The organism is Kibdelosporangium phytohabitans (assembly GCF_001302585.1).
Taxonomy (GTDB): Bacteria; Actinomycetota; Actinomycetes; order Mycobacteriales; family Pseudonocardiaceae; genus Kibdelosporangium; species Kibdelosporangium phytohabitans.
In genome coordinates, this window is the sequence record NZ_CP012752.1 from 3,526,709 (window position 1) to 3,548,773 (window position 22,065).

Consider the following 22,065-nt stretch of genomic DNA (forward strand, 5'->3'; position numbering starts at 1 on the left):
TTGGCGAGGTCGTGGGTCGGTGGACTTCTTCTTGCCAGTGCCGGGTTTCGCGTGTTGGTGCTGGTGACGGTGTGGACGTCGTGGCGTGATGCCAGGTGGATAGGGGTGCGGGGCGGCGCAGCACCCGGTCGGAACGCATCCGCACCAGCACGGTGGTCGGCCAGCACGTGCGCCAGACGGGGGCCGTCGTAGCCAGCGTCGGCGATCAGCAGGATGTCCGGATCACTCGGCCGCCAGTGCCCAGCGTGGATCAGTCGGTCGACCACGCCCCGCACCTGGGAGGCGGTCACGCTCGCGGCGTCATCGCCGGGGCCGAGCCGGATCGCGTCCAATGGCGCGGTCCAGGACCCGCGTCCCGTTTCCAGGGTGACGATCACCGAGTAGGGCCAGCCGGGCACCATGATGTGCGTGTCCTTGCCGCGCCCATAGATCTGGTGACCAACTCCCAGATGGACACTTACCTGTATGGCTCGCCGCAGACCCGCCCGGCGTTCCGTCGAAAACCTGCCACCGCACGCACTCCGTGCCCGGAAGCCGACGAGGTAGGCTCGAAGTCGCCGGAGTACGTCAAGCCGGTTCTGCGCCAGGTCGGCGGTTTCGCCACGCTGACCCGTGGACTCCTCGGCAGGCGCGGGGATTCCCGCAATCGCCTGCGGCCCGCGGCCTGAAGCCCTGACGAGCAGCGAAGGCGGCGGTTGTGAACGGTGGACTGTCGCCCGGCGTTGAGGGCCACGGCGAGGAGTGGTTCGTCGTCCTTCCCGGACTGCGCGTCCGCACTCGCCGTGGCCTCGGCGTTGGGAGCCGGGCTGGGTCCGTACACAGTGGCCCGACGCGTCGAGCACCCGTCTGGCCGGCCGTGGCTGATCGGATGGTGGGATCCGGCAGACCTGGTGATGGGGTTTGCGGGTCGCGTCGCGGTGGCGCTGCTGGGCAGTTGCCCCGTGTCGGCGCAGGAGATGATGCGGATCGCCGGGCGTACGACCGGCACCGTGGAGCTCGATCGCGCGGTGGCCGCGCTCCCGGGTAGTTTTCACGTCGCCGCGAGCGTGGATGGGGCGGTTCGGGTGCAGGGCAGCGCTTCGGGGCTACGGCGAGTGTTCCACGCCCGCATGGATGGCATCGAGGTGGCCGCCGATCGAGCTGACGTGCTGGCCGCGCTGACCGACGCCCGTGTCGACGAGCAGCGACTGGTCGGATGCCTGTTGTTCCACCATGTCCGCCGAACTCGAACGTGCCCTCACCGCCATCCGCACTGTGCGCGCCATGGGCGCCGAAGACCGCGAACACGCACGCATCGCCGACCGGGCCCCTGCGACGTACCACGACAACCTCCGCGCCGCCCGGCTGGATTCCATCGCCGGACCCGCGGTCACCCTGTCGGCGCACGGATCGCTCATCATCGTCCTGATCGTCGGCGGCCTGCGGGTGGCCCACGGCCAACTCACCCTGGCCGAACTGGTGGCGTTCCCGCTCTACGTCGCCATGCCCACAGCCGGTCTGTTCGACCTCGCTGCCACCCTCCAAAGAGGACTGGCTATGTTGCGGCGCGTGCACGACATGACCAACCTGCCCCAAGAAACCTGCGAACTCAAACCCGGACCGGCACGCCCGAGGAAAACCACGAGCCCTGCGACCACAACCTCGCCGAACGACTCACACACGCCACCGCCCGCGCTCGAACTACGCGACGTCTGGTTCGGTTACCACCCCAGCCGGTGCGTGCTGCGCGGCGTGTCCTTCACCGTCCCGCAACACGGGCACGTGACCCTCGTCGGCCGATCAGGAGCGGGCAATCCACCATCCTCGCCCTCATCGAACGCTTCTACGACCCCGACGGCGGCAGCATTCTGCTCAACGGGCAAGACCTGCACACCGACCTGACCATCGCCCAAGCGCGACAACGTATCGGCCTGGTGGAGCAAACAACCCCATCCTGCACGGCACCCTGCGCGACAACATCACCTGCACCGCCCCCCCACGCCACAGACGACGAGATCCACCACGTCCTAGCCCTGACCAACCTCACCGACATGGTCGACCGGCTCCCCGACGGCCTGGAAACACCGGTCGGCGACCACGGCGCCACGCTCTCCGGGGGAGAACGCCAACGACTGGCCATCGCCCGCGCTCCGCTCCCGCGGCCCACCCTGCTGCTGCTCGACGAACCCACGTCCCACCTCGACTCCGCCAACGAAGCCGCCTTCACGCACGCCGTTCGCCCGATCACCAACCACAGTGCACTGCTCGTCATCGCCCACCGCGACGGCACCATCCATCTCGCCGACACCGTCATCATCCTCGACCAGGGCCGCACCACCACGCTCCCGAACGGTCCCCACACGCCAGCACTTCCGACGTCAGCCAAGCGTTGAAAGGCTCCGTGGAGACCACTATCCGCCCACCTCACCAGGGCACGCCTGGCCGTGCTCACGGGCCGGGGCGCAGGTGGATGGTCAGCGAGTGGCGGGAGGCCACGTTCGTCCACACGTGTGCTTTGATGGATCGATGACCGACCACCCGGACACGCGCATCGTCAGCGCCAGCCGTGAGATTTCGGCCGGGGCCGCACAGATCTTCGAGCTCATCGCCGACCCGGCGCGGCAGCCGCACTGGGATGGCAACGACAACCTGGCGGAAGCGACCACAGGGCAGCGAGTACACGCCGTCGGGGACGTGTTCACCATGACGCTCACCCATGACGGTGCCATCCGTGACAACCACGTGGTCGAGTTCGACGAAGGACGCCGCATCGCCTGGCGACCTTCCGAGCAGGGACAGGAGCCGCCGGGCCACTTGTGGCGATGGGAACTGGAGCCCATCGACTCCTCATCGACCCGGGTAACCCACACATACGACTGGACAGCGTTGACCGACGAGAACCGGTATCGGCGTGCCCGGGCGACCACCCCGGAGAAGCTGCAGGCCTCGCTCGCCCGACTCGCAGCCCTCGCCGTGCAGTAACCCAGGGTATCGGTGAGCGCGCAGTGCCCCACAACGCATAGGGACATCAGACGGTCGCGGATGACCTGTTGAGCACGCGATACTGGAGCGGGTTGTGATCATGCCGTCTATGAGGGAGGCGTATGCCGATCAGACCGCCGGGGGATACGGCGCCCGAACCTCCGGACAAGCCGTTGCCGGTTCCGATCTCGGCCTATGTGGTCGACTGCGCGGTATATGTCGACGGTCGGCGGTTGCCGGGCCGCTGGTCACACGATGAGGCAATCGCCGAGGTGCGCAGGCGCGGACAGGGCTTTGTCTGGATCGGACTGTACGAACCTGCCGCCGAGCAGATCCAAGGCATCGCGGAGACCTATGGTCTGCACGAACTGGCGGTCGAGGACGCGGTGGTCGCACATCAACGCCCGAAGCTGGACCGCTACGACAACATGGTGTTCACGGTGCTCAAGACCGTGCACTATGTGGCGCACGAGTCGCCGAGCCGCGCCAACGAGATCGTCGAGACCGGCGAGATCATGGCGTTCCTCGGCCCGGATTTCATCGTGACTGTGCGCCACGGTGACCATTCGGGCCTGCGTGGGTTGCGCCGGGAACTGGAGGAGTTGCCGGAACGGTTGGCGTTGGGGCCTTCGGCGGTGTTGCACGCCATCGCCGACCGCGTCGTGGACGAATACCTGGATGTCAGCGATCTGTTCGAGCGCGACATCGAGGAGACAGAGGCCGTGGTGTTCGCGCCGGGCAGTCCGCTGGGCGCTGAGCAGATGTACTTGATGAAGCGGGAAGTGCTGGAGCTGCGGCGGGCGATCGCCCCATTGTCGCTGCCGCTGCGCCGGTTGGTCGACGGCGATCTGGCGCTGGTGCCCGCCGAAGTGCGCTCGTACTTCCGTGATGTGGACGATCACCTGACGATCGTGTCCGAGCGGGTGACGCGGGCGGACGAACTGCTCAACAGCCTGGTAGACGCCACGCTGGCGAAGATTACGTTGCAGCAGAACAACGACATGCGCAAGATCACCGCATGGGCGGCGGTGATCGCGGTGCCGACGATGGCAGTCGGCGTGTACGGCATGAACTTCGACCTCATGCCCGAACTGCGCTGGACCTACGGGTATCCGGTAGCGCTGGGTGTGATCCTGCTGGCGTGTCTGGCGGTTTACCGGGCTCTCAAACGCAATCATTGGCTCGGTTCCGGCAGGACGGTGATCTGGGTCGTCCTGCTGGTCGTCGCGTGGCTCTCGCTCATCGTCATACAGATCACGTTCGGTGCCGGGCGGGCGCCGACCAGCGGCGGACCTTGACCGGCTGCGATGGCGAACTGGACCGGCAGTGGGTTGCCCGTGTGCGAGATGCGCTGGAAGCGACGCATGCGGCCGGCCACCTGCAGTCTGTCCTGGCAGGGCCGCCGAGACGTGGCGGAACGGGCGGACGAGCCTGCTGCCACGACTGCGATGTCCAGTCATCGGGCGGTTGCCATCCGGATCGCTTGCTGGTGGAGGTCCACGGCGTAGAACGAGAGCAGCACCAGCGGTGGTGCCATTACCCGCCCAGCCGTTGTCTGGCCCCATCTGCACCACCTCCCTGCGGCCTTGGCCAGAGCTGAGCAGCTGGAGAAGCATCAGCGCACGGGCTCCGGCGAATTTTCCTGTGTGGAAGACCACCGTCGACGATGTCGGTGACCGTTCCGACGAGGATGAGCAGGAGGCAGATCCCGCCCCCGACCAGCAATATTGCCCGTCGTTTGCCGAGTACCCGTGTCACCTTTCGTATCTTGGTCAGGAGCAGGCTTCCGCAGCTGCGCAGGCGCACCCGTTCAACCGGTACGGTTCATTACACGAGAACTGACTTGGACACGAGGTTCGTCGGCGAACGCCTCTACGTTGACGCGGCCGCCAAACAAAAGCTCAAGGACGCCGCCACCGGTTGGGAGCCAGCGAAACCTGGCTGGACTGCCGAGGTCCATTCGCTCCTCGTTCCCAAGATCGCCACGCCAGAGTCCGGGGTACGGTCCACGGCCTACAGCAGGGAGTTCGGCTCCAAGAACAATCACTATCATGGCGGCTTCACGGTCCACATCCCCGAGGGAATCCTGTACTTCAACGGCAGTTCGCAAGGAGCTGTCGCGGCAGGGAAACGAGGCGCCGGCATACTGGCCCGCCTCGTGCCGAGGACGTTGAGTGAACGGGAGAGAGGCTGCGGCGGCGCACCGGTACGTGGTGGTGGTGAAGGATGCTGCTGATAGTTCGCCATTCGATGCCGAACCGGTCGCCGAGTTCATGCACCGTCGCTCCGGCCTGGTAGCCGAGGGTGAGTTCTTGGACTTCGAGTGTGTCTCATCATCGATGAGTGCCGGTCGGGTCTTTCTCATAGAAGTGTCACTTGTGGATGGTGAGGGCGGAAATCTGTCACTACCTGCTGCGCTCACCCAGGTCGGTGACGTTGCCAAACTCGGCAATCGCGACTACTCCCGGCTTGGTGTCAGCGCACAAAATGGTGGATGCGTGAGAAGTCGGGGTGCGCGCTCGCCGTGCTCCGCGACGGTCGGTGAGGGAGTGTCGTCGTGCCGTCATTCCGGGTGGTTATTCTGGTGCACCACGGGATGACGGGCCTGTCCATCCGGGTGTGCCGCTGTGATGGTTGAAGGCATGAAACTCAAGAGAATTGCGGTCGCCGCATGTGTTGCAGTGTCGGCATTGGTTTCCGCGGGTCCCGCGGTAGCCGACTCGCAGGACACCAGAGACCCGGTTCCCACGACAGGGTTGTCGTGCGACGGTGACACGTACAGGTGCACGGCCGCACTCGACTTCGGCGACGGCGGGTGGGTGGCCGACTGGAGTGCCAACGTCTACCACGCCCGGGTGGAGCCTAGGGCCATGGTGCCGGTCACGCGGCTGCGGTGCGATGGCGACACCTACAAGTGCACAGCGAACCTCAAGTTCGGTGACGGTCGCTGGGTGGCCGACTGGAGTGTCCGGGTTCATCACACGAACCGCGCGGAACCGCGAAGCCCTGTCCGGGTCACCGGCTTGTGGTGCGACGGTGACACCTACAAGTGCAAGGCTGCGCTTGACTTCGGCGACGGCAGGTGGGTGGCCGACTGGAACGTCAAGGTCTACCACTCATGATGGGGTGCAATGCACCTCGTGCGCCTGAGTTGTTGCGCCGAACCGCAGGTTGACCAACGGCCGCGCGTAGCCGCCCGAGCCACCCGGGTGGCTACGCGCTGGTCCACTGCTCACGCTGTCGATGTTCATCGCAATCTGGTTATCTGCATCTGATTCTCGACCTGCAGCGGCACCGGCCCGTCCTGGTCGCAGTGGAACCCCAGTGTCCGCGCGGCGGATACGGTCATTGTTCGGTTTTGTCCACAGGATGACCTAAGTCGGCATCGGTGGACTGGGCGGTACGGACGACCTCGGCGTACTCGGTGAGCGTTGGCGCGTCGAAGATGGCGGCCACGGGCAGCCGGACACCGAGCTGTGTCTGCACTACGTTGCTCAAGCGCATGGCGTCGACCGACTGCCCGCCGAGCTCGAAGAAGTCATCGTCGGCTGTGACCACTGGCACGTCGAGCAGCTGCTCCCACAGTGCGGCGAGGCTGCCCTCGATGCCTCCGGCGCTCGGTCGCGCCGCCGGTGCACCGGCGGTGGCGGCGATCTCCGGTAGCGCGGCCCGGTCTGTCTTCCCGTTCCTGGTGCGCGGCAACGACTCGGCGAACCGGAAACGTGCCGGCACCATGTGCGCGGGGATCAGCGGGGTCAGGTGGCTGCGCAGGTCGCCCTCCGTGACGTCCTCGGACAGCACGACATGAGCTTCGAGCCGGAGCTCATCGCCGTCGCCCCGAGCGCGGACCGCGCAGTGCCGCACGGCAGGGTGCGTGTCGAGCGCGGCCTCGATCTCACCCGGCTCGACCCGCATGCCGCGGACCTTGAGCTGGTTGTCCTCGCGGCCGGCGAAGAAAAGCTCGCCATCGGCCGTTCGCCGCCCCAGGTCCCCGGTTCGGTACATCCGGGCGCCCGCCACGCCGGGCTGCGGCACGAACGCGGCGGCGGTGAGCGCGGGCCTGCCCAGGTAGCCGACTGCGATCGACGTCGCGGCCAGGAAGATCTCACCCACCGCGCCGGGCGGTACCGGCCGCAGCGACTCGTCGAGCAGCAGCACCTCGCACCCGTCGATCGGCTGTCCCAACGGGATCGCGAGCCTGCCGAGATCGGCGTCGCGGACCTCGTGGTACGTGGCAAGCAGGGTCTCAGTGGCGCCGTAGCCGTTGATGAGCTTCACGTGCGGGAGCAGCCGCGCGCAGTCCGCGGCCAGGCGCGGCGGGAGCGGCTCACCGGTGGAGTACAGGTGGGTGAGTGTCGCCAGCCGGGTGCGGGCCGGGCCGGTCTCGATCTCGGCGAGCAGTTGCCGCAGGAAGCTCGGCACGAACTGCACCACGTGAACCCCGGCCGTCTCCATCGCGCGCAACAGGGCGTGCGGATCGTGCCGGACCTGCCTCGACGTACACCACACCGTGGCGCCGTAGCAGATCGCGCCGAAGATCTCGCAGTAAGCGTTGTCGTAGGTGACCGTGGCCCACTGGGCGATGATCCGGTCCGGCCGCAAATCGTAGTTGAGGCTCTGCCAGTCGAGGAGCCGGCTGAGGGACTCATGGGTCTGCACAACGCCCTTGGGCCTGCCGGTGCTGCCCGACGTGTAGGTCACGTAGGCGGGGGCGGCCAGGGGCACCTGTGCCTCCGCGACCGGGGCGCGGTCCTGCGCGGGGGTCAGCCTGCCGTCGCTGGAACAGCGGAACAGCTGCACGCCTTCCTCGCTCAGCACATCGAGCAGCGGGGACGGCGTGCCCGACTCATCGACGACCACTGCCGTGCAACCCGTTTCCCGCAGCACGTGCCGCAACCGTTCGGGCGGGCAATCCAAGCCGGGACAGCAGAACGCACTACCCGACTCCAGCACACCGAACAGGGTCGACACCAGCGCGAGCCCGTCCTCCATCAGAACCGTGACCGTTGCGCCGCGGCGCGCGGTGCGCAGGACCGCTGCCGCAGCGGTGGAAATCTCACTGAGAGCGTGGAAGGTGAGCCGTTGTTCGTCGAACCGCACGGCGGTCCGATGTGGACTCGACCGGGCCCGGTGGTGCATCCGCTCGTGCAGCAGGAACGGCGCGGTGCCCGCGAGATCTTCCAGCGGCATCGGTGGCTCCGGTAGTGGTCGGCAGGAATCATTCGGGACAACGCAAAGGAATCTCATTCAGAGAAGCACATCGCCCTGGCGGCACGCACACCGCGGACTGTCCCCAGTTTCGGTGACAGCCGGGTGGTCCGGATTCGTTCTAGGGTCGGGATGGCATTCCCTAGACTGGAGCCGATGTGACTGCGTCCGACAACGAATTGGTGCCTCGCATTCCGGCGTCGGCCGTGCAGCGGCGGATGTGGCTGTCCGGGCAGGAAAACCCGGAGCTGAACGTGACGACGCTGGAGCTGCGGTGGACCGGGCCGGTGCGCGCGGACCTGGCGCGCGCCGCGCTCACGGACGTCGTGGCGCGGCACGAGGCCCTGCGCACGGTGTTCACAGGCGACACCGCCGGGACACTGGCGCAGGTGGTCCTGCCGCCGGCCGCGGTGGAGTTCGCCGATGCGGACGAGCGTTGCGACCCGGCGGGGCCGGTGTTCCTGGCACGGTTCGTCAGCCACAGCGAAGACGAGCACCTTCTGCAGATCACGGTGCACCACCTGGTGTTCGACGGCTGGTCCACCGGTCTCCTGCGGCGCGATCTGATCGCGTGTTACGAGGCACGTGCGCGCGGCGTCGCCCCTGACCTGCCCGCGCTTCGCCTGCAGCTCGGCGACCACGCGCGGTGGGAACAGCAGGCGGAGCGCGACGGCGACCTGAAACCGCAGTACGAGTACTGGGAGCAGCGCCTCAAGGACGCGCCCGTGCTGCTGGAGTTGCCCACCGACCACGCCCGCTCGACGGTGCGCGACGGACTGGCGGGCGTGCACCGGTTCACCGTCACCGGTGCGGACTACCAGCGGATCATCTCGATGCGCGGCGTCACCCCCAGCATGGTCGCATTGGCCGCGTTCGCCGCGGTACTCGGCAGGCACGCCGGGACGGAGGACCTGCTCGTCGCGACACCGGTGTGGGGGCGCACACAGCCTGGGTACGAGGACGCCATCGGGTGCTTCATCAACACCGCGGTGCTGCGCGTCGAGTTGGACTCAGCGGCCCCGTTCCGCACGCTGCTGCGCCACGTGCGCGGCGAGGTGCTGTCGGCATTGTCCAATCAGGACGCTCCGTTCGATCGCGTGGTCGAGCTGCTCCGGCCGGAGCGCAGGCACGGCAGGCACCCGCTGGCGCAGGTGATGTTCACCTACGACGAGGTGGACGCGACGCCGGTGGAGTGCGCGGGCACACTCGTGTATCCGTTGGTGGAGGTGTTCGGCAGTCACAGCGAGTTCGAGCTTGACCTGACGGTCGCGGACCTGGGCGACGAGCTGTTGTTCACCCTGCAGTACGACTCGGATCTGTTCGAAGCGGTGACTGTGCAACGTCTGGCCGAACAGTATCTGTCGGCGCTGCGGGCGTGCAGTGCCGAACCGGACATCGCGCTGCGCGAGCTGACCACGCTGCCCGAGAACCAGCTGCGTCTCCTCACCGAGGACTTCGCGCGGGGACCTGACCGGGAGCTCGGCTTCTCGACCCTGCAGGAGCGGTTCGAACGCCAGGTCGCTGCCACGCCGGACGCGGTCGCGCTGGTCGACGCCGCACGCAGCCTGACCTTCGACGAGCTCAACCGCCGGGCGAACCGGCTCGCGCACCACCTGATCGGGCTCGGCGTCGCGCCGGACGATCGGGTCGCCGTCGTGCTGCCACAAGGCGTCGAGATGGTCGTCGCGCTGTTCGGCGTGCTCAAGGCAGGTGCCGCCTTCGTCCCGCTGGACCCGGCGCACCCCGACGAACGCCTGGTGGGCGTCCTGCGCCGGGCCGGCGTCGACGTCGTGGTCGCGACCAGCGCGGACCGGGGGCGGTTCGGCGGGGTCGTGCCGATCGACCTGCCGCTCGGCGACGTGCCGGACACCGATCCGGTCACGGCTGCGGGACCCGACCACCTCGCCTACGTGTTCCACACCTCCGGTTCGACGGGCGAACCCAAGGGCGCGATGACGTCGCACCGATCCGCTTTGTCCTTTGTGGATGCCGCGGTCGACGCGTTCGCGATGACCCGCGCCGACCGGTTCCTGCAGCTGGCCGCTGTCACGTTCGACGTCGTGGTCGAGGAGGTTTTCCCCGCTCTGCTGTCCGGCGGCAGCGTCGCACTGCCGCCGCGCGGCCTCGCGACGCTGAGCCCGGACGAGCTCGTCGAGCTCATCGCGGCACTCCGGGTGACGGTGTGCGAGCTGACCCCGGTGTACTGGCACGAACTGGTGCGAAGGCTCACCGAGACCGGCGGCGCGCTGCCAGCCGGTTTCCGCCTGCTGGTCATGGGCGGCGAGCGGCCGGTGCCGGAGACACTGAGGCTGTGGCGGCGGTTCGGTGTGCCGCTCGTGCACGTCTACGGGCTGACCGAGACCGCTGTGACGACCACCGTGCACCTGGACACCGATCATCGTCGAGACGTGTTACCGATCGGAAAACCCGTTGCCAACGCACAGGTCTATGTGCTGGACAGCGATCTGGAGCCGGTCCCAGCCGGTGTGACCGGCGAGTTGTTCGTCGGCGGCCACGGGGTCGGCCGCGGTTACGTCGGCAGCCCGGCGCTGACCGCCCAGCGGTTCGTGCCCGATCCGTTCTCCGCCACGCCGGGCAGCAGGCTCTACCGCACCGGCGACCTGGCCCGTTGGCAGGCGCACGGCGACCTCGAGTTCCTCGGCCGGATCGACAACCAGGTGAAGATCCGGGGCCACCGCGTCGAACCGGGTGAGATCGAGTCGGTGCTGGAACAGCACCCCGATGTGAAGCAGGCCTTCGTCACGGTCGCGCGCGGCCCCAAAGGAGACTTCCTCGCGGCTTATGTCGTGTCGCCCGTGCACATCGACATGGCGGAACTGCGTCGGCATGCCGCGGCAGTCCTGCCCGGCTACCTCGTGCCCAGTTCGTTCCTCGTGCTCGACCACCTGCCGCGCACGACGCACGGCAAGACGGACACCTCGGCTCTGCCCGCGCCGCAACCCGGCCAGGCAACCGGCACCAGCAGGCCGTTGGACGAGACCGAACGTGCCGTCGCCGCGCTGTGGACCGAAGTGCTCGGCGTCGACGACATCGGCCCGGACGACGACTTCTTCGCGCTGGGCGGACATTCGATGCTCGGTTTCCAGCTCGTCACCCGGATCGGCGACGAGCTCGCCGCCCGGCTGCCGCTCACGGAGTTCTACCAGGAGCCGACGATCCGCGCTGTGGCCGCCCGGATCCGTCAAGGGAGCCAGGCAGGCGGAGGGCCGGTCGCGGTGCCGAGGGACGGCACCGCCTTGCCGATGTCCTCGGTGCAGGAACGGATGTGGTTCGCCGAACAGATCGCGCCCGGCAGCGGTGCGTACAACGTGGTGCTGGAGCTGCGCCTGACCGGTCCTGTGCGGGCAGGTGTGGTGCGTGCCGCGCTTACCGACGTCGTTGCGCGGCACGAGATCCTGCGCACGGTGTTCGTCGCCACGGACGACGAGCCGCCCGCTCAGATCGTGTTGCCGCCCGCGCCGATCGAACTGTCTGTTTCGGATCTTCGCAGTCTCGGTGCGTCGGCGGGGAAGTCGCGCCTGCGTTCCATCGTCGACGAAGCAGGCGCGCGGACGATCGACCTGAGCGCGTTGCAACTGCGGGCGCACCTGGTTCATTTGCCCGACGACGAACACCGCCTGGTGATCAGCGTGCACCACATCGTGTTCGACGGATGGTCGGCGCACCTGTTCCAGCGTGAACTCGCGGCCTGCTACGAGGCAAGAGCACGCGGCGCCGAGGCGGTTCTGCCCGCGCTGCCGGTGCAGTTCGCGGACCACGCGATGTGGGAACGTTCTCCAGTACGACAGGAGGCACTCGCGCAGGAGGCCGCGTACTGGGCCGAACACCTGGCGGACGCCCCGCAGTCGCTGGAGCTGGCCACCGACAACCCGAGGAGCGCGGGCAACGAGGGCGGTGTCATCGAGTTCACTGTCGACAGTGCCCGCTATCGGACGCTCGCCGCGCTGGGCGCCGACGGCGCCCACAGCATGGGCACGATCGTCCTCGCCGGACTGGCCGGCGTACTGGGCAGGCACGCCGGTACCGAGGAACTGCTGATCGGCACGCCTGTGCTCGGGCGGACCCGGCCGGAAGTACAGGATCTGATCGGGTGCTTCATCAACACTGTCGTGCTGCGCCTGCAGCCGCGAGCAGGCTCGTCGTTCCGGGAGCTGCTCGACCAGGTCCACGCCGAGACGTTGTCCGCGCTCGCGCACCAGGAGGTCGCCTTCGACCAGGTGGTCGACCTGATCTGCCCGGAACGGGCGCCGGGACGTCATCCGCTGGTCCAGGTCCTGTTCAGCTATGAATACGGTGCACGGCAACAAGTAGAGGCTGGGGACGTCGGCATCCTCGTGCTGCCCGACACTCCTGTCGGCGCCACGGAGTTCGACCTGGATGTCACCGTCTTCGACTTCGGGGACGAACTGTCGGTCACAGTCCAGTACAACGCGGGCCTGTTCGAACCGATCACCGTGCGACGGCTGGCCGACCAGCTCGTCACGCTGCTCGACACCGCCGCCACGACACCCCGTGCACCCCTGCGCGATCTCAGCTTTCTGCCACCGAGTCAGCTTGACCAGCTCATCGGCCAGTATGCCCGAGGCAAGGACGTGCCGCTGCCCGGTACGACCGCGCACCAGCTGGTCGAACACAGTGTCGCGCGCCACCGCGACCGGATCGCGGTGGCGCAGGGCGACCGCGAGCTGACCTACGCCGAGCTCAACCGCAGGGCGAATCGTCTGGCGCACCACCTGATCGCCATCGGTGTCCAGCCGGACGACAGGATCGGCGTCGCGCTGCCCCGTTCGCCCGAGCTGCTGGTGGCTCAACTGGGGGTGATGAAGGCAGGCGCCGCGTTCGTACCGCTCGATCCCGCCCATCCCGCCGACCGCCTCATCGAACTCGTCGACCGCAACGCGATCGGTGTGGTCGTGGCTGATCGTCCCGGCAACCGTGCGTTCGCGTCCTGCGTGCACGTGGACAGCGATCCGGCAGGTCACGACCTACCCGCTGCCAATCCCGTTGCCGAGACCGGCGCCGAGCACCTCGCGTACGTGATCCACACGTCCGGCTCCACCGGCAGGCCCAAGGGTGTCATGACCACACACCGCGGGTTGATGTCGCTCATGGTCGCCGCGGTCGAGTCGTACGGGATCGATGGCACCGACCGGTTCGCGCAGGTGGCCCCGGTGACGTTCGACATGATGATCGAGGAGACCTACCCGGTGCTGATGGCAGGCGGAACGGTGGTGCTGGCGCCACGCGACCTGTCCGCGATCGAGCCGGCCGACCTGCTCGCGCTGCTGGCCGCTCAACGGGTGACGCGGTGCGCGCTCACGCCCGCGTACTGGCACGAGTTGGCTCTGCACCTGCGTGACTCCGGGCAGACGATGCCGGACACCTTCCGGTTGATGATCATCGGCGGCGACCGGCACACACCCGAGGCGTGGCAGATGTGGCGCCGAATGGGGCTGCCACTGCTCAACGGCTACGGGCCCACCGAGACCTCGGTGACCAACACGTCCTATTTGGACATTCCCGGCGACACGCGCGAACGGCGTGAGCTGCCGATGGGCCGTCCGTGGGCGAACAACCAGACCTACGTCCTCGACGCTGATCTCCGCCCGGTCGCGGCAGGCGTCACCGGCGAGGTCTTCATCGGTGGACATGGGCTGGCGCGCGGCTACGCGGGCGATCCCGTGACGACCGCCCAGCGGTTCGTGCCCAACCCGTTCGCCACGACCGGCGGGGAACGCCTCTACCGCACCGGTGACCTGGCGCGCTGGAGCGCCGACGGCCAGCTCGAGTTCGTGGGCAGGGCCGACCGCCAGGTGAAGATCCGGGGACACCGGATCGAACCGGGCGAGGTCGAGTCGGTGCTGGAACGTCACCCGGCGGTCCGGCAGGCGTTCGTGACGGCCCACCTGAACACGCGTCTGGTCGCGTATGTCGTGACCGAGGCGGAAACCACCGAACTGCGCAGGCACGCCACGAGTCTGCTCCCCGGTTACCTGGTGCCGGTGTCCTTCACCCGGCTCACCGCGATGCCGCTCACCGCGAACGGCAAGATCGACGTGACCGCCCTGCCCGCACCCGACCTGGGTGGCACAGCCGAACCGAGCAGGCCGCTCACCGCGACCGAACGCAGGCTCGCCGCCGTCTGGACCCAGCTGCTCGGGATCGACCGAGTGGGACCGGACGACGACTTCTTCGCACTGGGCGGTCATTCCTTGCTCAGCTACCGGTTCGTCAGCCGGGTGCGTGCGGAGTTCGGGGTCGCGTTCACGTTGGCGGACTTCTTCACCGCGACCACAGTGAGCGGGATGGCCGAGCTGGTGGAGAGGCTGCCCGCCCAGGCCGCGGCCGGGCAATCCGGCGCAAGCGTCGAAGACATCCTGGCCGCGGTCGAGACCCTGGACCGCTGAACTAGCGCAGTGCGAACACCTGGAGTTCAGCCGGTTCCAGCACCGGCACGGGCACCGTCTCGCGGGCGACCGCCTCGTCGATCGACGCGAGGCCGGCCTTGATCTCCTCCTCGGTGAGGTGTTCGAACGTGGGGATCGCGCGGTGGCGCAGCTTGTCGGCGTAGGCCGCGAGCGACGGCGCGATCTCGCACTCGACGAGGTCGGTCCGCTCGTGCGTGAAGCCGGCGGCGGCGAACATCTCCAGCACCGCCGCGCGGGACGGGAACATCACGTTCTCGATCTCGCGCGCCCGCGGGAAGTGGTGGAACCAGCGGCGGTCCTCCAGTTCGCCGGAGAAGCTGCTTTGCAGCAGCACGCGTCCGCCGGGGCGCAGCACCCTGGCGATCTCCCGCGCCGCGGCCGGCTGATCGGGTACGTGGTGCAGCATCAGGAACAGCAACGCGAGATCGCACGTGTCGTCGCCGAGTGGGATGGTGTTCGCGTCGCCGTCCAGATAGGTCACCCGTGGGTGGCCGTTCTGCCGTGCGGCGACCTCGCGCATCCGGCGGGCGGGCTCGACGCCGTACACCGGACCGCCGAAGACATCGGCCAGCACCGGCGAGAACCTGCCGACGCCGCACCCGAGGTCGAGAACCGCGAGCGGCCGGCGCCGCGGGGCGCCGCGGCCGAACGCCTCGCGCCACGTCTCGAGGGTCGTCGCGGTGAGCGCCCGACCGGCCGCGTACCCGGTGAAAAGGCGGGTGCTGTAGTCGACCTCAGGCAACATGCGAGACCTTATCCTTCAGTTCCGCGAACCGGTCCAGCTCCCGCAGCGACTCGTCGCGCGGCGTGGTCGGCAGCTGCAGCAGCACCCGGTCCACGCCCGCCTCAGCGAGCTCAGCCAGCACCTCGGCGTCCGGTGGCGCGGCGTACACCGTGACCGGGACGTACCCGCGGCCTGCCTGCTCGGCGCGGCGGCGCAACTCCCCGACACGGGCCGTGAGCGCCGGCACCGACTTCGCCAGAATCGGTACCCATCCGTCGCCGTACTCGATCACCCGGTCCAGCACGCCGGGGCCGTCGCCGCCGACCAGGACCGGCGGGTGTGGCCGCTGCACGGGCTTCGGCCACGCGCGAATGGGATCGAAGTCGACGAAGTCGCCGTGGAACTCGGCGTCGTCCTCGGTCCAGATCTGCTTCATGGCGAGCACGCGCTCGCGCATCAGCTCCATCCGGGTGGCGGGGTCGGTGCCGAGGTTGCGCATCTCCTCGCGGTTCCACCCCGCGCCGATGCCCACGAGGAGCCGTCCACCCGACACCATGTCGAGCGAGGCAACCTGCTTGGCCAGGTTGATCGGTTCCCGTTCGACGACGAGCGCGATCCCGGTCGCCACCAGCAGCCGTGTGGTCACCGTCGCGACCTGGGTGAGGGTGACGAACGGGTCCACCGTGCGGTAGTAGATACGCGGCAGCTCGCCGTGCGCGGGCCAGTACATCTCCCGGTTCGGGATGTACGGCGTCTCGCGCTTCACCGGGATGTGCGTGTGCTCGGAGACGAACAACGACTCGAACCCCCGGTCCTCCAACGCGACACCGAGGTCGACGGGACGGATGCCCTCGTCGGTGACGAACGTGGAAATCCCGATCTTCATGCTGCCCCTTCGATCATGTCCAGCACCATGTCTTCCTGCCGTCGAGCCGTGTCCAGGTCCGCGGCGATGACGCAGAACTCGCCCCGCTGCGTGCCCGTGCCGCCGTCGTGCACCGTGATCACCACCCCGGTGGCGGTCACCGGGTCGTAACCGATCCCGGCGTCGTCCAGCGCGGCAAGCAACTGCTTGAGTGGCGGAAGGCCGCACCGGCGCCGGTCAAGCAGCACGCGGTCCGGTCTGCCGACCAGACCGCGCAGAATGCAGTGGTTGTGCGTCGCGCCGCCGGACCGCGCGTTGAACTCCGTCAGAAAGACCTCACCTGCCGGGGTGACGATGCCGTCGACGCTGAGCTGGCCTCGGTAGCCCATCGCCCGCGTCGCCTGCGCGATGTGCTCCGCGTGGACGAGGAACTCGGCCGGCACCGACGTGCCCGGCGTGACGAGACCGTTGATCACGGGCATCATCCGCATCTCGCCGGCGCCGTACCGGGTGACGCCGTCGTCGGTGACGAAGAAGCCCGCGTAGATCGACGCCGAGTCGGGGAAGTAGTGCTCGACGACGAGCCGGCCGGTTTCCTCGGCGAACCGGCTGCCGACGACGCGCGCCACCGCCGCGGGGTCCGTGCAGACCTCGGCACCGAGCGCGCCGAACGAGCTGATGCCGGCCACCGGGCTGACCACCTTGTTGCCGAGTCCGCCGACGTGGAAGTCCTCTTTGAGGATCGCGCAGCGACCCGACGACACCAGTTCCCAGACCCACGCCGTCGCGTCGGCCGCGGTCGCGGGGCAGCGGCCGTCGGCGATCGGCACCCCGATGCCCGCGGCCAGCGCCCGGAAGAGCACCTTGCTGTTGAGCAGTTCCGCGCCGCCCTGCCCGGCGAACCCGGAACCGGCCAGGCCGAGCTCCCGCAGGAAGGCGTCGGTGCGCCGGTCGTGGTAGTACGGCCAGGCCCGGTCGGTGCCACGCCGGGTGACGGCTCGGCGAACGTCGGCGGCGAGATCCTCGTCGTCCCCGACCAGGACGTCGATCTCGCCGACGCCGAAGCCGCGCAACGACGTGGCGTAGTCAAGGAAGACCTCGTCCACCGGCGTGGGCAGCACGAGCACGTCGCCTGGCCCGGCGAACCAGATGGTCCGATGGGTCTGCGCCTGCAGATAGCCCAGGTACGGTTCGGCGTAGGCCTGCGGTGGCCCGAGCAGCTCGGCGCCTGCGGGCGCGCCGGTGATCAGCCGGCCGAGGTTGCTGATCAGCAACGTGCTCATGCGCCGACCCGGGCCTCGCCGGGGTACGCGGCGGTGTGCATGTGTTCCTCCACAATGGTCAGTCGGGCCACGTGCGGTGGCGAGGGCCGGGGTCCGGTCAGTGCGGGGCAGTCGTCGTGAACGCCTGAATGGTCATCGGGAAGTCCTCGCCAGCCGGGACGGTGTGCGGCGGGTGCCTGGCCACAGCACCGAGGTCAGCAGTTCGCGAATGATCCCGATGCCGTGCTCGGTGAGCAGCGACTCAGGGTGAAACTGAACGGAGGCGAACCCGTGCCCGCTCAACGCGTGCACGTCGCCGGTGCCGGCCGCGCGGCTCACCCGGACCGGTTCGGGGCGGACCCGGCTGACCAACCGGTCGTGGTCGCTGCGGCTGATGAACGTGTTGTAGAAACCGACCAGCCGAGGCGTGCCGAAGAAGTCGATCTCGCACCTGGTGCCCTGGTTGGGTTCGGGGCGCCGGTGCAGGGGCAGGCCCAGTGCGGCGCTGAGCACCTGATGCGACAGGCACACCGCGACGAACGGGATCGACTCACGCAGCAGCAGGCCGACCCGGTCCTGGATCGAGCGGATCTTCGGATCGGTGCCCACGCGGGGATCTCCCGGCCCCGGGCCCAGCACGACCAGGTCGAACGCGTCGGCAGCCACGGTCTCGCGCCAGTCCGCGACGGTCACGCGCAGGCCCAGCGCACGCAACTGGTGGGTGAGCATCGCGGTGAAGGTGTCCTCGTGGTCGACGACGAGGACGGTCAGGCCGTCGAACTCGGGGGCGAAGCTGTCGCCGTCCTCACCGCCGAGCCAGAACGCCGCCAGCCGGACGTTCCGCGCGGCGAGTGCGTCGAGAATGGCGGTGTCCTGCGGCAGGACCGGTGCCGGTGCCGTCTGGCCGGTCCCGCACAGCGCCGCGATCAGCCCGGCCGCCTTCGCGTGGGTCTCCGCGACCTCGGCGTCCGGGTCGGAGTGCCGTACCAGCGTCGCGCCGAAACCCGCGTTCAGGTTGCCGGCCGCGTCGATCTCCGCGGTACGGATCAGGATCGACGAGTCCATCGTGGACTGTCCGGTGTGGTCGGTGCCGATCAGTGCGGCGACCCCGCTGTAGTAGCCGCGCCCGCCGCGCTCGTGGGAACGCAGTACCCGGCAGGCGCTTTCCAGCGGGCTGCCGGTGACCGTCGGCGCGAACAGCGTGCGCCGCAGGATCTCCCGCGGGCCCAGTGACGTGCGGCCGTGGATGAGGTACTCGGTGTGGGCGAGGCTGCGCATGGCCTTGAGCGACGGCCCTTCCACCCGCAGGTCGCCTTCGCACACCCCGGCCATCATCTTCAGCTCCTCGTCGACGACCATGTGGAGTTCTTCGATCTCCTTGCGGTCGCCGAGGAACGCCAGGAGACCCTCGGCGGTCGGCCCACCGGCGGGATACCGGTAGGTGCCGCTGATCGGGTTCATCGTGGCGACACCGTTGTCCAGCGTGACGTGCCGTTCGGGCGACGCGCCGACGATTGTCCGTTCGCCGGTGTGGATGAGGAACGTCCAGTGCGCGCCGCGTTCGGTCGTGAGCAGCCGGCGGAACAGGCTGAGCGCCGCGCCGACGTGATGGCCGGGCAACCGCCCGAGGAACGAGCGCTTGATCACGAAGTTGGCGCCGAGTCCCTCGCCGATCTCGTCACGCAGAACCGTGCGCACGATCTCCGCGTACTCCTCGTCGTCGATGTCGAACCCGAGGGTCTCGACGTCGACGTGCGTGTCCGGGACCTCGGCGAGGAAGCTCCGCACCGCGATCGTGGCCTGCTCCTCGATGCCCAGGCACAACAGCGGCGCACCGTCGTCGTGGCACGCGAAGCCGCGCTCGGTCAGCTGGCGATACGGCACCACCACGAGGGCCTGGTGCCGGTCCGGTCCCGTCGTGGGTAACGGAACCTCGGCGAGGCTCGCGGGCTCGCACACACTGCCGCGCAACAGCTCCAGCACGTCCGGCCCGGTCGCCCCCGGCCGGTGCAGCACCGCGAACGGCTCACCGTCCAGGAACCTGGTCATGAGCACATCACTTCCCCCTGCGGCCCCGGGTCACCGTGCGCAGAGTCGCCGCGACGTACTCGCACTGCTGGGGGAGAATCGAACAGAATGCGGCGTCGGTGGACATGTGCTCGACTCTGTCCAAGTGGAGCGGTTCGCGGACAGTCCCCTTTTCGCGCGACGAAGGCTCGTACCACTGTGCCACGAGGCTGCGCTGACCTGCGAAAACGAGACTTGCTCTGTCGGTGCGGTTGTGCAGGCGCAGGTCCAGCAGCACTCCGGCCGATCCCGCAGTGCCCCGAGCACTGCCGGGCGGGCCGCGCCGGCACATCTGCACAACGGTCCTCGCGGGTGACCTCCGCCGTTGTTGTTCTCGCCATCCATCTGCGGTTGCTCGAAGACCGTCAGTAATATCCGCCCACGACACCACGACCATGCCGCATGCTTGAGGGCCTTGACCCAGGAGAAAGCGATGGGCTACTTGGAACGACGAGCGGCGATGGTCGCCAAGCAGGCGGCACCGCATCTGCGACCTGGTGAGCAACTGCAGACGGGATTTGTCGCAGCCACCGGATGGTTCATTTTCAAAGTTCCGACATGGGTCATCGTCACAGACCGCTCGATCGTGGTCCTGGCCCGTCAGGGTGTGCAGCGCCGCTCCCGTGAAATCTACTCCGGCAAGCCGGCAAGGCTTTACCACGCGATCACGCTCGATCGCAGCTACAAGGTGCACCGGGATTACTACAAGGAGCTCGTCATCGCCGATGAAGCACTGCGCGCAATGCAGTCCCGGGGCAACCCGCCGGACAGCGAAGAGGGCTGACGAGCGTCTGGTCAATTGCCACGACATGACCTGTGACTGGCGTGGACAGGATCAAAAGGCACCCTAGCGCTGTTCTCCTCGCAGAACGAAGCAGCAGCGCCGTCGCGACCGCTCGCATGCACGCCGTCGATCAGGGGCCGGGCGGACACGGCGCTGCACACCGTGTCGATCGGCCCCGCGGGTGCGGGCGTCGTCGAGGCGGGCAACCGGCCGAAGACGCGGTCAGGTGCAGGGCTTCGTCAGAGTGTTCGGCTGCTGAGCACTGTGGACTGATCGATCTTCCACCGGCCGTCCATGCTGACGAGGATGTACCGGTGCCGCTCGCGGACCACTTCGCCGTTCTTGAAGCTGTATTCTACTGTGGACTCGACGCTGGTGGCCGTCACCGGTGTCACGTCGGTGGTGCGGACAGTTCGGATTCGGTTCCAGAAGGTCTGGTAGCCGTTGCGTCCGCCTGCTGGGCTCTGCCGGTATCGGGGCGTCAGCCGGTTCCATCCCTCGTCCAGGTTGCCGGGTAACAACGCGTAGTACTCGGTGATCACTGTGGTCAACGGGACCGGGCCGTCGTTTGCGGGCGGGGGTGTCGTCACGAGAGATGTGGCCGGTGGGGGAGTGTTCGAAGGAATCGCGGCGCTGGTGAATGGCGTACTGGGTAACGGCGTGTTCGTGGAGGGCGTTGCCGGCGTGGCTGTGAGTGGGGGTGCGGCGGCGTCCGGTGCGTTCTCCGGGGCCTGGGTCAGCAGCACAACCAGCGCGCCCACGGCCAGCATGACCACGCCGCTGATGATCAGCAGGACTACCCGGCGCCTGGCTGCTTTCGGTTGAGACGATTGAGGTCGGTTCAGTGGAGGTTCGAGGCGTTCAGTGACCGCTTGAGGTTCGTCAATGTGGGCTTCGCGCTGCGGTTCGTAAGCGACGGGAGCTGACCGTAACGCTGTCAGCGTGTCTCTGACCTCTGTCATTGTCGGTCGCTGCGAGGGATCGAGGTCCAGCATCCGGGTCAACAAGGGTGTCATCGGACCGGCCTTGGTCGCTGCGGCGACGTCGCCGGATGCGACCTTGTGCAGTATCGCTATGGCGTTGTCGCCGCCTCCGGAGGGTGGCGCTCCCTCCAGCGCCGCGTGGAGCGTGGCGCCGAGGGAGTACACGTCGGAGGGAAACGTCGCCCGCTCGCCTTTGGCGATCTCCGGTGACAGGTAGGCAGGGGTCCCGACCAGGAGTCCGCTGGTGGTCGTGCCGGCCTCGGCGACCGCACGGGAGATGCCGAAATCGGTGATCTTCGCTGTGCCGTCATGGCCGAGAAGGATGTTGCCCGGTTTGACATCCCGGTGTACCACCCCAGCCGCGTGCGCGCTGCTCAGTGCGTCCGCGATCTGGATGCCGATGTCCGCCGTCTCAGCCACCGACAGCGGGCCTCGCTCGGTCAGCACCTGCGCCAGGCTCCGCGAAGGCAGGTACTCCATGATCAGATACGAGTAGCCGTCCTCATGGTCGACGTCGTACACCGTCACCGCGTTGCGGTGCTGTAACTTCGCTGCGATACGCCCTTCGCGAGTGGCTCGCTGCTTGGCTTCCTCAGCCTGTGGACCGGTCAGTTCGAGTGGCATCAGCAGCCGCTTGACCGCGACTTTTCGGTGCAGCCGCTCGTCGTAGGCGCGCCACACCACGCCCATCCCGCCGTGCCCGACTTCTTCCGCGAGCCGGTAGCGTCCCGCGATCAACCGGTCGTCATCGCCCACCGTCAT

The 22,065-nt window shown here is 68.2% G+C and carries 17 protein-coding genes; 10 read left to right on the top strand and 7 right to left on the bottom strand.

From position 1 onward, the window contains the following. The first annotated feature begins 449 nt into the window (after positions 1-449). Positions 450-668, top strand: coding sequence for a lasso RiPP family leader peptide-containing protein (locus AOZ06_RS56315; RefSeq protein ID WP_157233055.1), 219 nt, complete (start codon positions 450-452; stop codon positions 666-668). 417 nt (positions 669-1,085) lie between these two features. Here AOZ06_RS56315 and AOZ06_RS61270 read toward each other — a convergent pair whose 3' ends face one another. After that, positions 1,086-1,214 carry a hypothetical protein gene (locus tag AOZ06_RS61270; protein WP_257721475.1) on the bottom strand — a complete coding sequence of 43 codons (129 nt, stop codon included), beginning with the start codon at positions 1,212-1,214 and terminating at the stop codon, positions 1,086-1,088. On the opposite strand from AOZ06_RS61270, the gene AOZ06_RS16385 reads away from it, so the two are divergent. The 7 genes from AOZ06_RS16385 to AOZ06_RS16415 all read left to right on the top strand — a co-directional run bounded on the left by AOZ06_RS16385 (position 1,213) and on the right by AOZ06_RS16415 (position 6,083). Continuing rightward, the gene (locus AOZ06_RS16385; RefSeq protein ID WP_054290182.1) at positions 1,213-1,881 is read left to right on the top strand and encodes an ABC transporter transmembrane domain-containing protein; all 669 of its coding nucleotides are present in this window, start codon (positions 1,213-1,215) and stop codon (positions 1,879-1,881) included. The genes AOZ06_RS61270 and AOZ06_RS16385 overlap by 2 nt on opposite strands. Beyond that, complete coding sequence (locus tag AOZ06_RS59940; protein ID WP_236952447.1) at positions 1,845-2,372, top strand: ATP-binding cassette domain-containing protein; 528 nt, start codon at positions 1,845-1,847, stop codon at positions 2,370-2,372. The genes AOZ06_RS16385 and AOZ06_RS59940 overlap by 37 nt, the downstream gene beginning before the upstream one ends. A 133-nt stretch (positions 2,373-2,505) precedes the next feature. Beyond that, positions 2,506-2,961, top strand: coding sequence for an SRPBCC family protein (locus AOZ06_RS16395; protein ID WP_054290184.1), 456 nt, complete (start codon positions 2,506-2,508; stop codon positions 2,959-2,961). Positions 2,962-3,083: 122 nt separating this feature from the next. Continuing rightward, positions 3,084-4,259, top strand: coding sequence for a magnesium and cobalt transport protein CorA (locus AOZ06_RS16400; RefSeq protein WP_083471732.1), 1,176 nt, complete (start codon positions 3,084-3,086; stop codon positions 4,257-4,259). 346 nt (positions 4,260-4,605) lie between these two features. Next, positions 4,606-4,803 carry a hypothetical protein gene (locus AOZ06_RS16405; RefSeq protein WP_054290185.1) on the top strand — a complete coding sequence of 66 codons (198 nt, stop codon included), beginning with the start codon at positions 4,606-4,608 and terminating at the stop codon, positions 4,801-4,803. A 1-nt stretch (position 4,804) separates the two neighbouring features. Next, on the top strand, positions 4,805-5,197 hold the full coding sequence (locus tag AOZ06_RS56320; protein WP_054290186.1) for a hypothetical protein: 393 nt from the start codon (positions 4,805-4,807) through the stop codon (positions 5,195-5,197). A gap of 445 nt (positions 5,198-5,642) precedes the next feature. Next, complete coding sequence (locus AOZ06_RS16415; RefSeq protein ID WP_218922004.1) at positions 5,643-6,083, top strand: hypothetical protein; 441 nt, start codon at positions 5,643-5,645, stop codon at positions 6,081-6,083. 223 nt (positions 6,084-6,306) lie between these two features. On the opposite strand, the gene AOZ06_RS16420 is transcribed toward AOZ06_RS16415, so the two are convergent. Next, positions 6,307-8,151 carry a non-ribosomal peptide synthetase gene (locus AOZ06_RS16420; protein ID WP_054290188.1) on the bottom strand — a complete coding sequence of 615 codons (1,845 nt, stop codon included), beginning with the start codon at positions 8,149-8,151 and terminating at the stop codon, positions 6,307-6,309. 176 nt (positions 8,152-8,327) lie between these two features. On the opposite strand from AOZ06_RS16420, the gene AOZ06_RS16425 reads away from it, so the two are divergent. Further along, positions 8,328-14,597 (top strand): non-ribosomal peptide synthetase, encoded by a 6,270-nt coding sequence (locus AOZ06_RS16425; RefSeq protein WP_054290189.1) that lies wholly within the window; start codon positions 8,328-8,330, stop codon positions 14,595-14,597. Between the two features lies 1 nt (position 14,598). Here the strand turns inward: AOZ06_RS16425 and AOZ06_RS16430 are convergent, their stop codons facing one another. The 4 genes from AOZ06_RS16430 to AOZ06_RS16445 form a co-directional block, all read right to left on the bottom strand. Beyond that, positions 14,599-15,363, bottom strand: a complete 765-nt coding sequence (locus AOZ06_RS16430) for a class I SAM-dependent methyltransferase (RefSeq protein ID WP_054290190.1) — start codon at positions 15,361-15,363, stop codon at positions 14,599-14,601. Further along, complete coding sequence (locus AOZ06_RS16435; protein WP_054290191.1) at positions 15,353-16,228, bottom strand: LLM class F420-dependent oxidoreductase; 876 nt, start codon at positions 16,226-16,228, stop codon at positions 15,353-15,355. The genes AOZ06_RS16430 and AOZ06_RS16435 overlap by 11 nt, the downstream gene beginning before the upstream one ends. Beyond that, positions 16,225-17,490, bottom strand: a complete 1,266-nt coding sequence (locus AOZ06_RS16440) for a preATP grasp domain-containing protein (RefSeq protein ID WP_054290192.1) — start codon at positions 17,488-17,490, stop codon at positions 16,225-16,227. Before AOZ06_RS16440 ends, AOZ06_RS16435 begins: the two co-directional genes overlap by 4 nt. Before the next feature lie 132 nt (positions 17,491-17,622). After that, entirely contained in the window at positions 17,623-19,518 is a 1,896-nt protein-coding gene (locus AOZ06_RS16445; RefSeq protein WP_054296688.1) for an anthranilate synthase family protein, read from the bottom strand. Between the two features lie 433 nt (positions 19,519-19,951). On the opposite strand from AOZ06_RS16445, the gene AOZ06_RS16455 reads away from it, so the two are divergent. Then, entirely contained in the window at positions 19,952-20,320 is a 369-nt protein-coding gene (locus AOZ06_RS16455; protein ID WP_157233056.1) for a hypothetical protein, read from the top strand. A 239-nt stretch (positions 20,321-20,559) separates the two neighbouring features. Here AOZ06_RS16455 and AOZ06_RS16460 read toward each other — a convergent pair whose 3' ends face one another. After that, positions 20,560-22,065, bottom strand: a complete 1,506-nt coding sequence (locus AOZ06_RS16460) for a serine/threonine-protein kinase (RefSeq protein ID WP_063810358.1) — start codon at positions 22,063-22,065, stop codon at positions 20,560-20,562.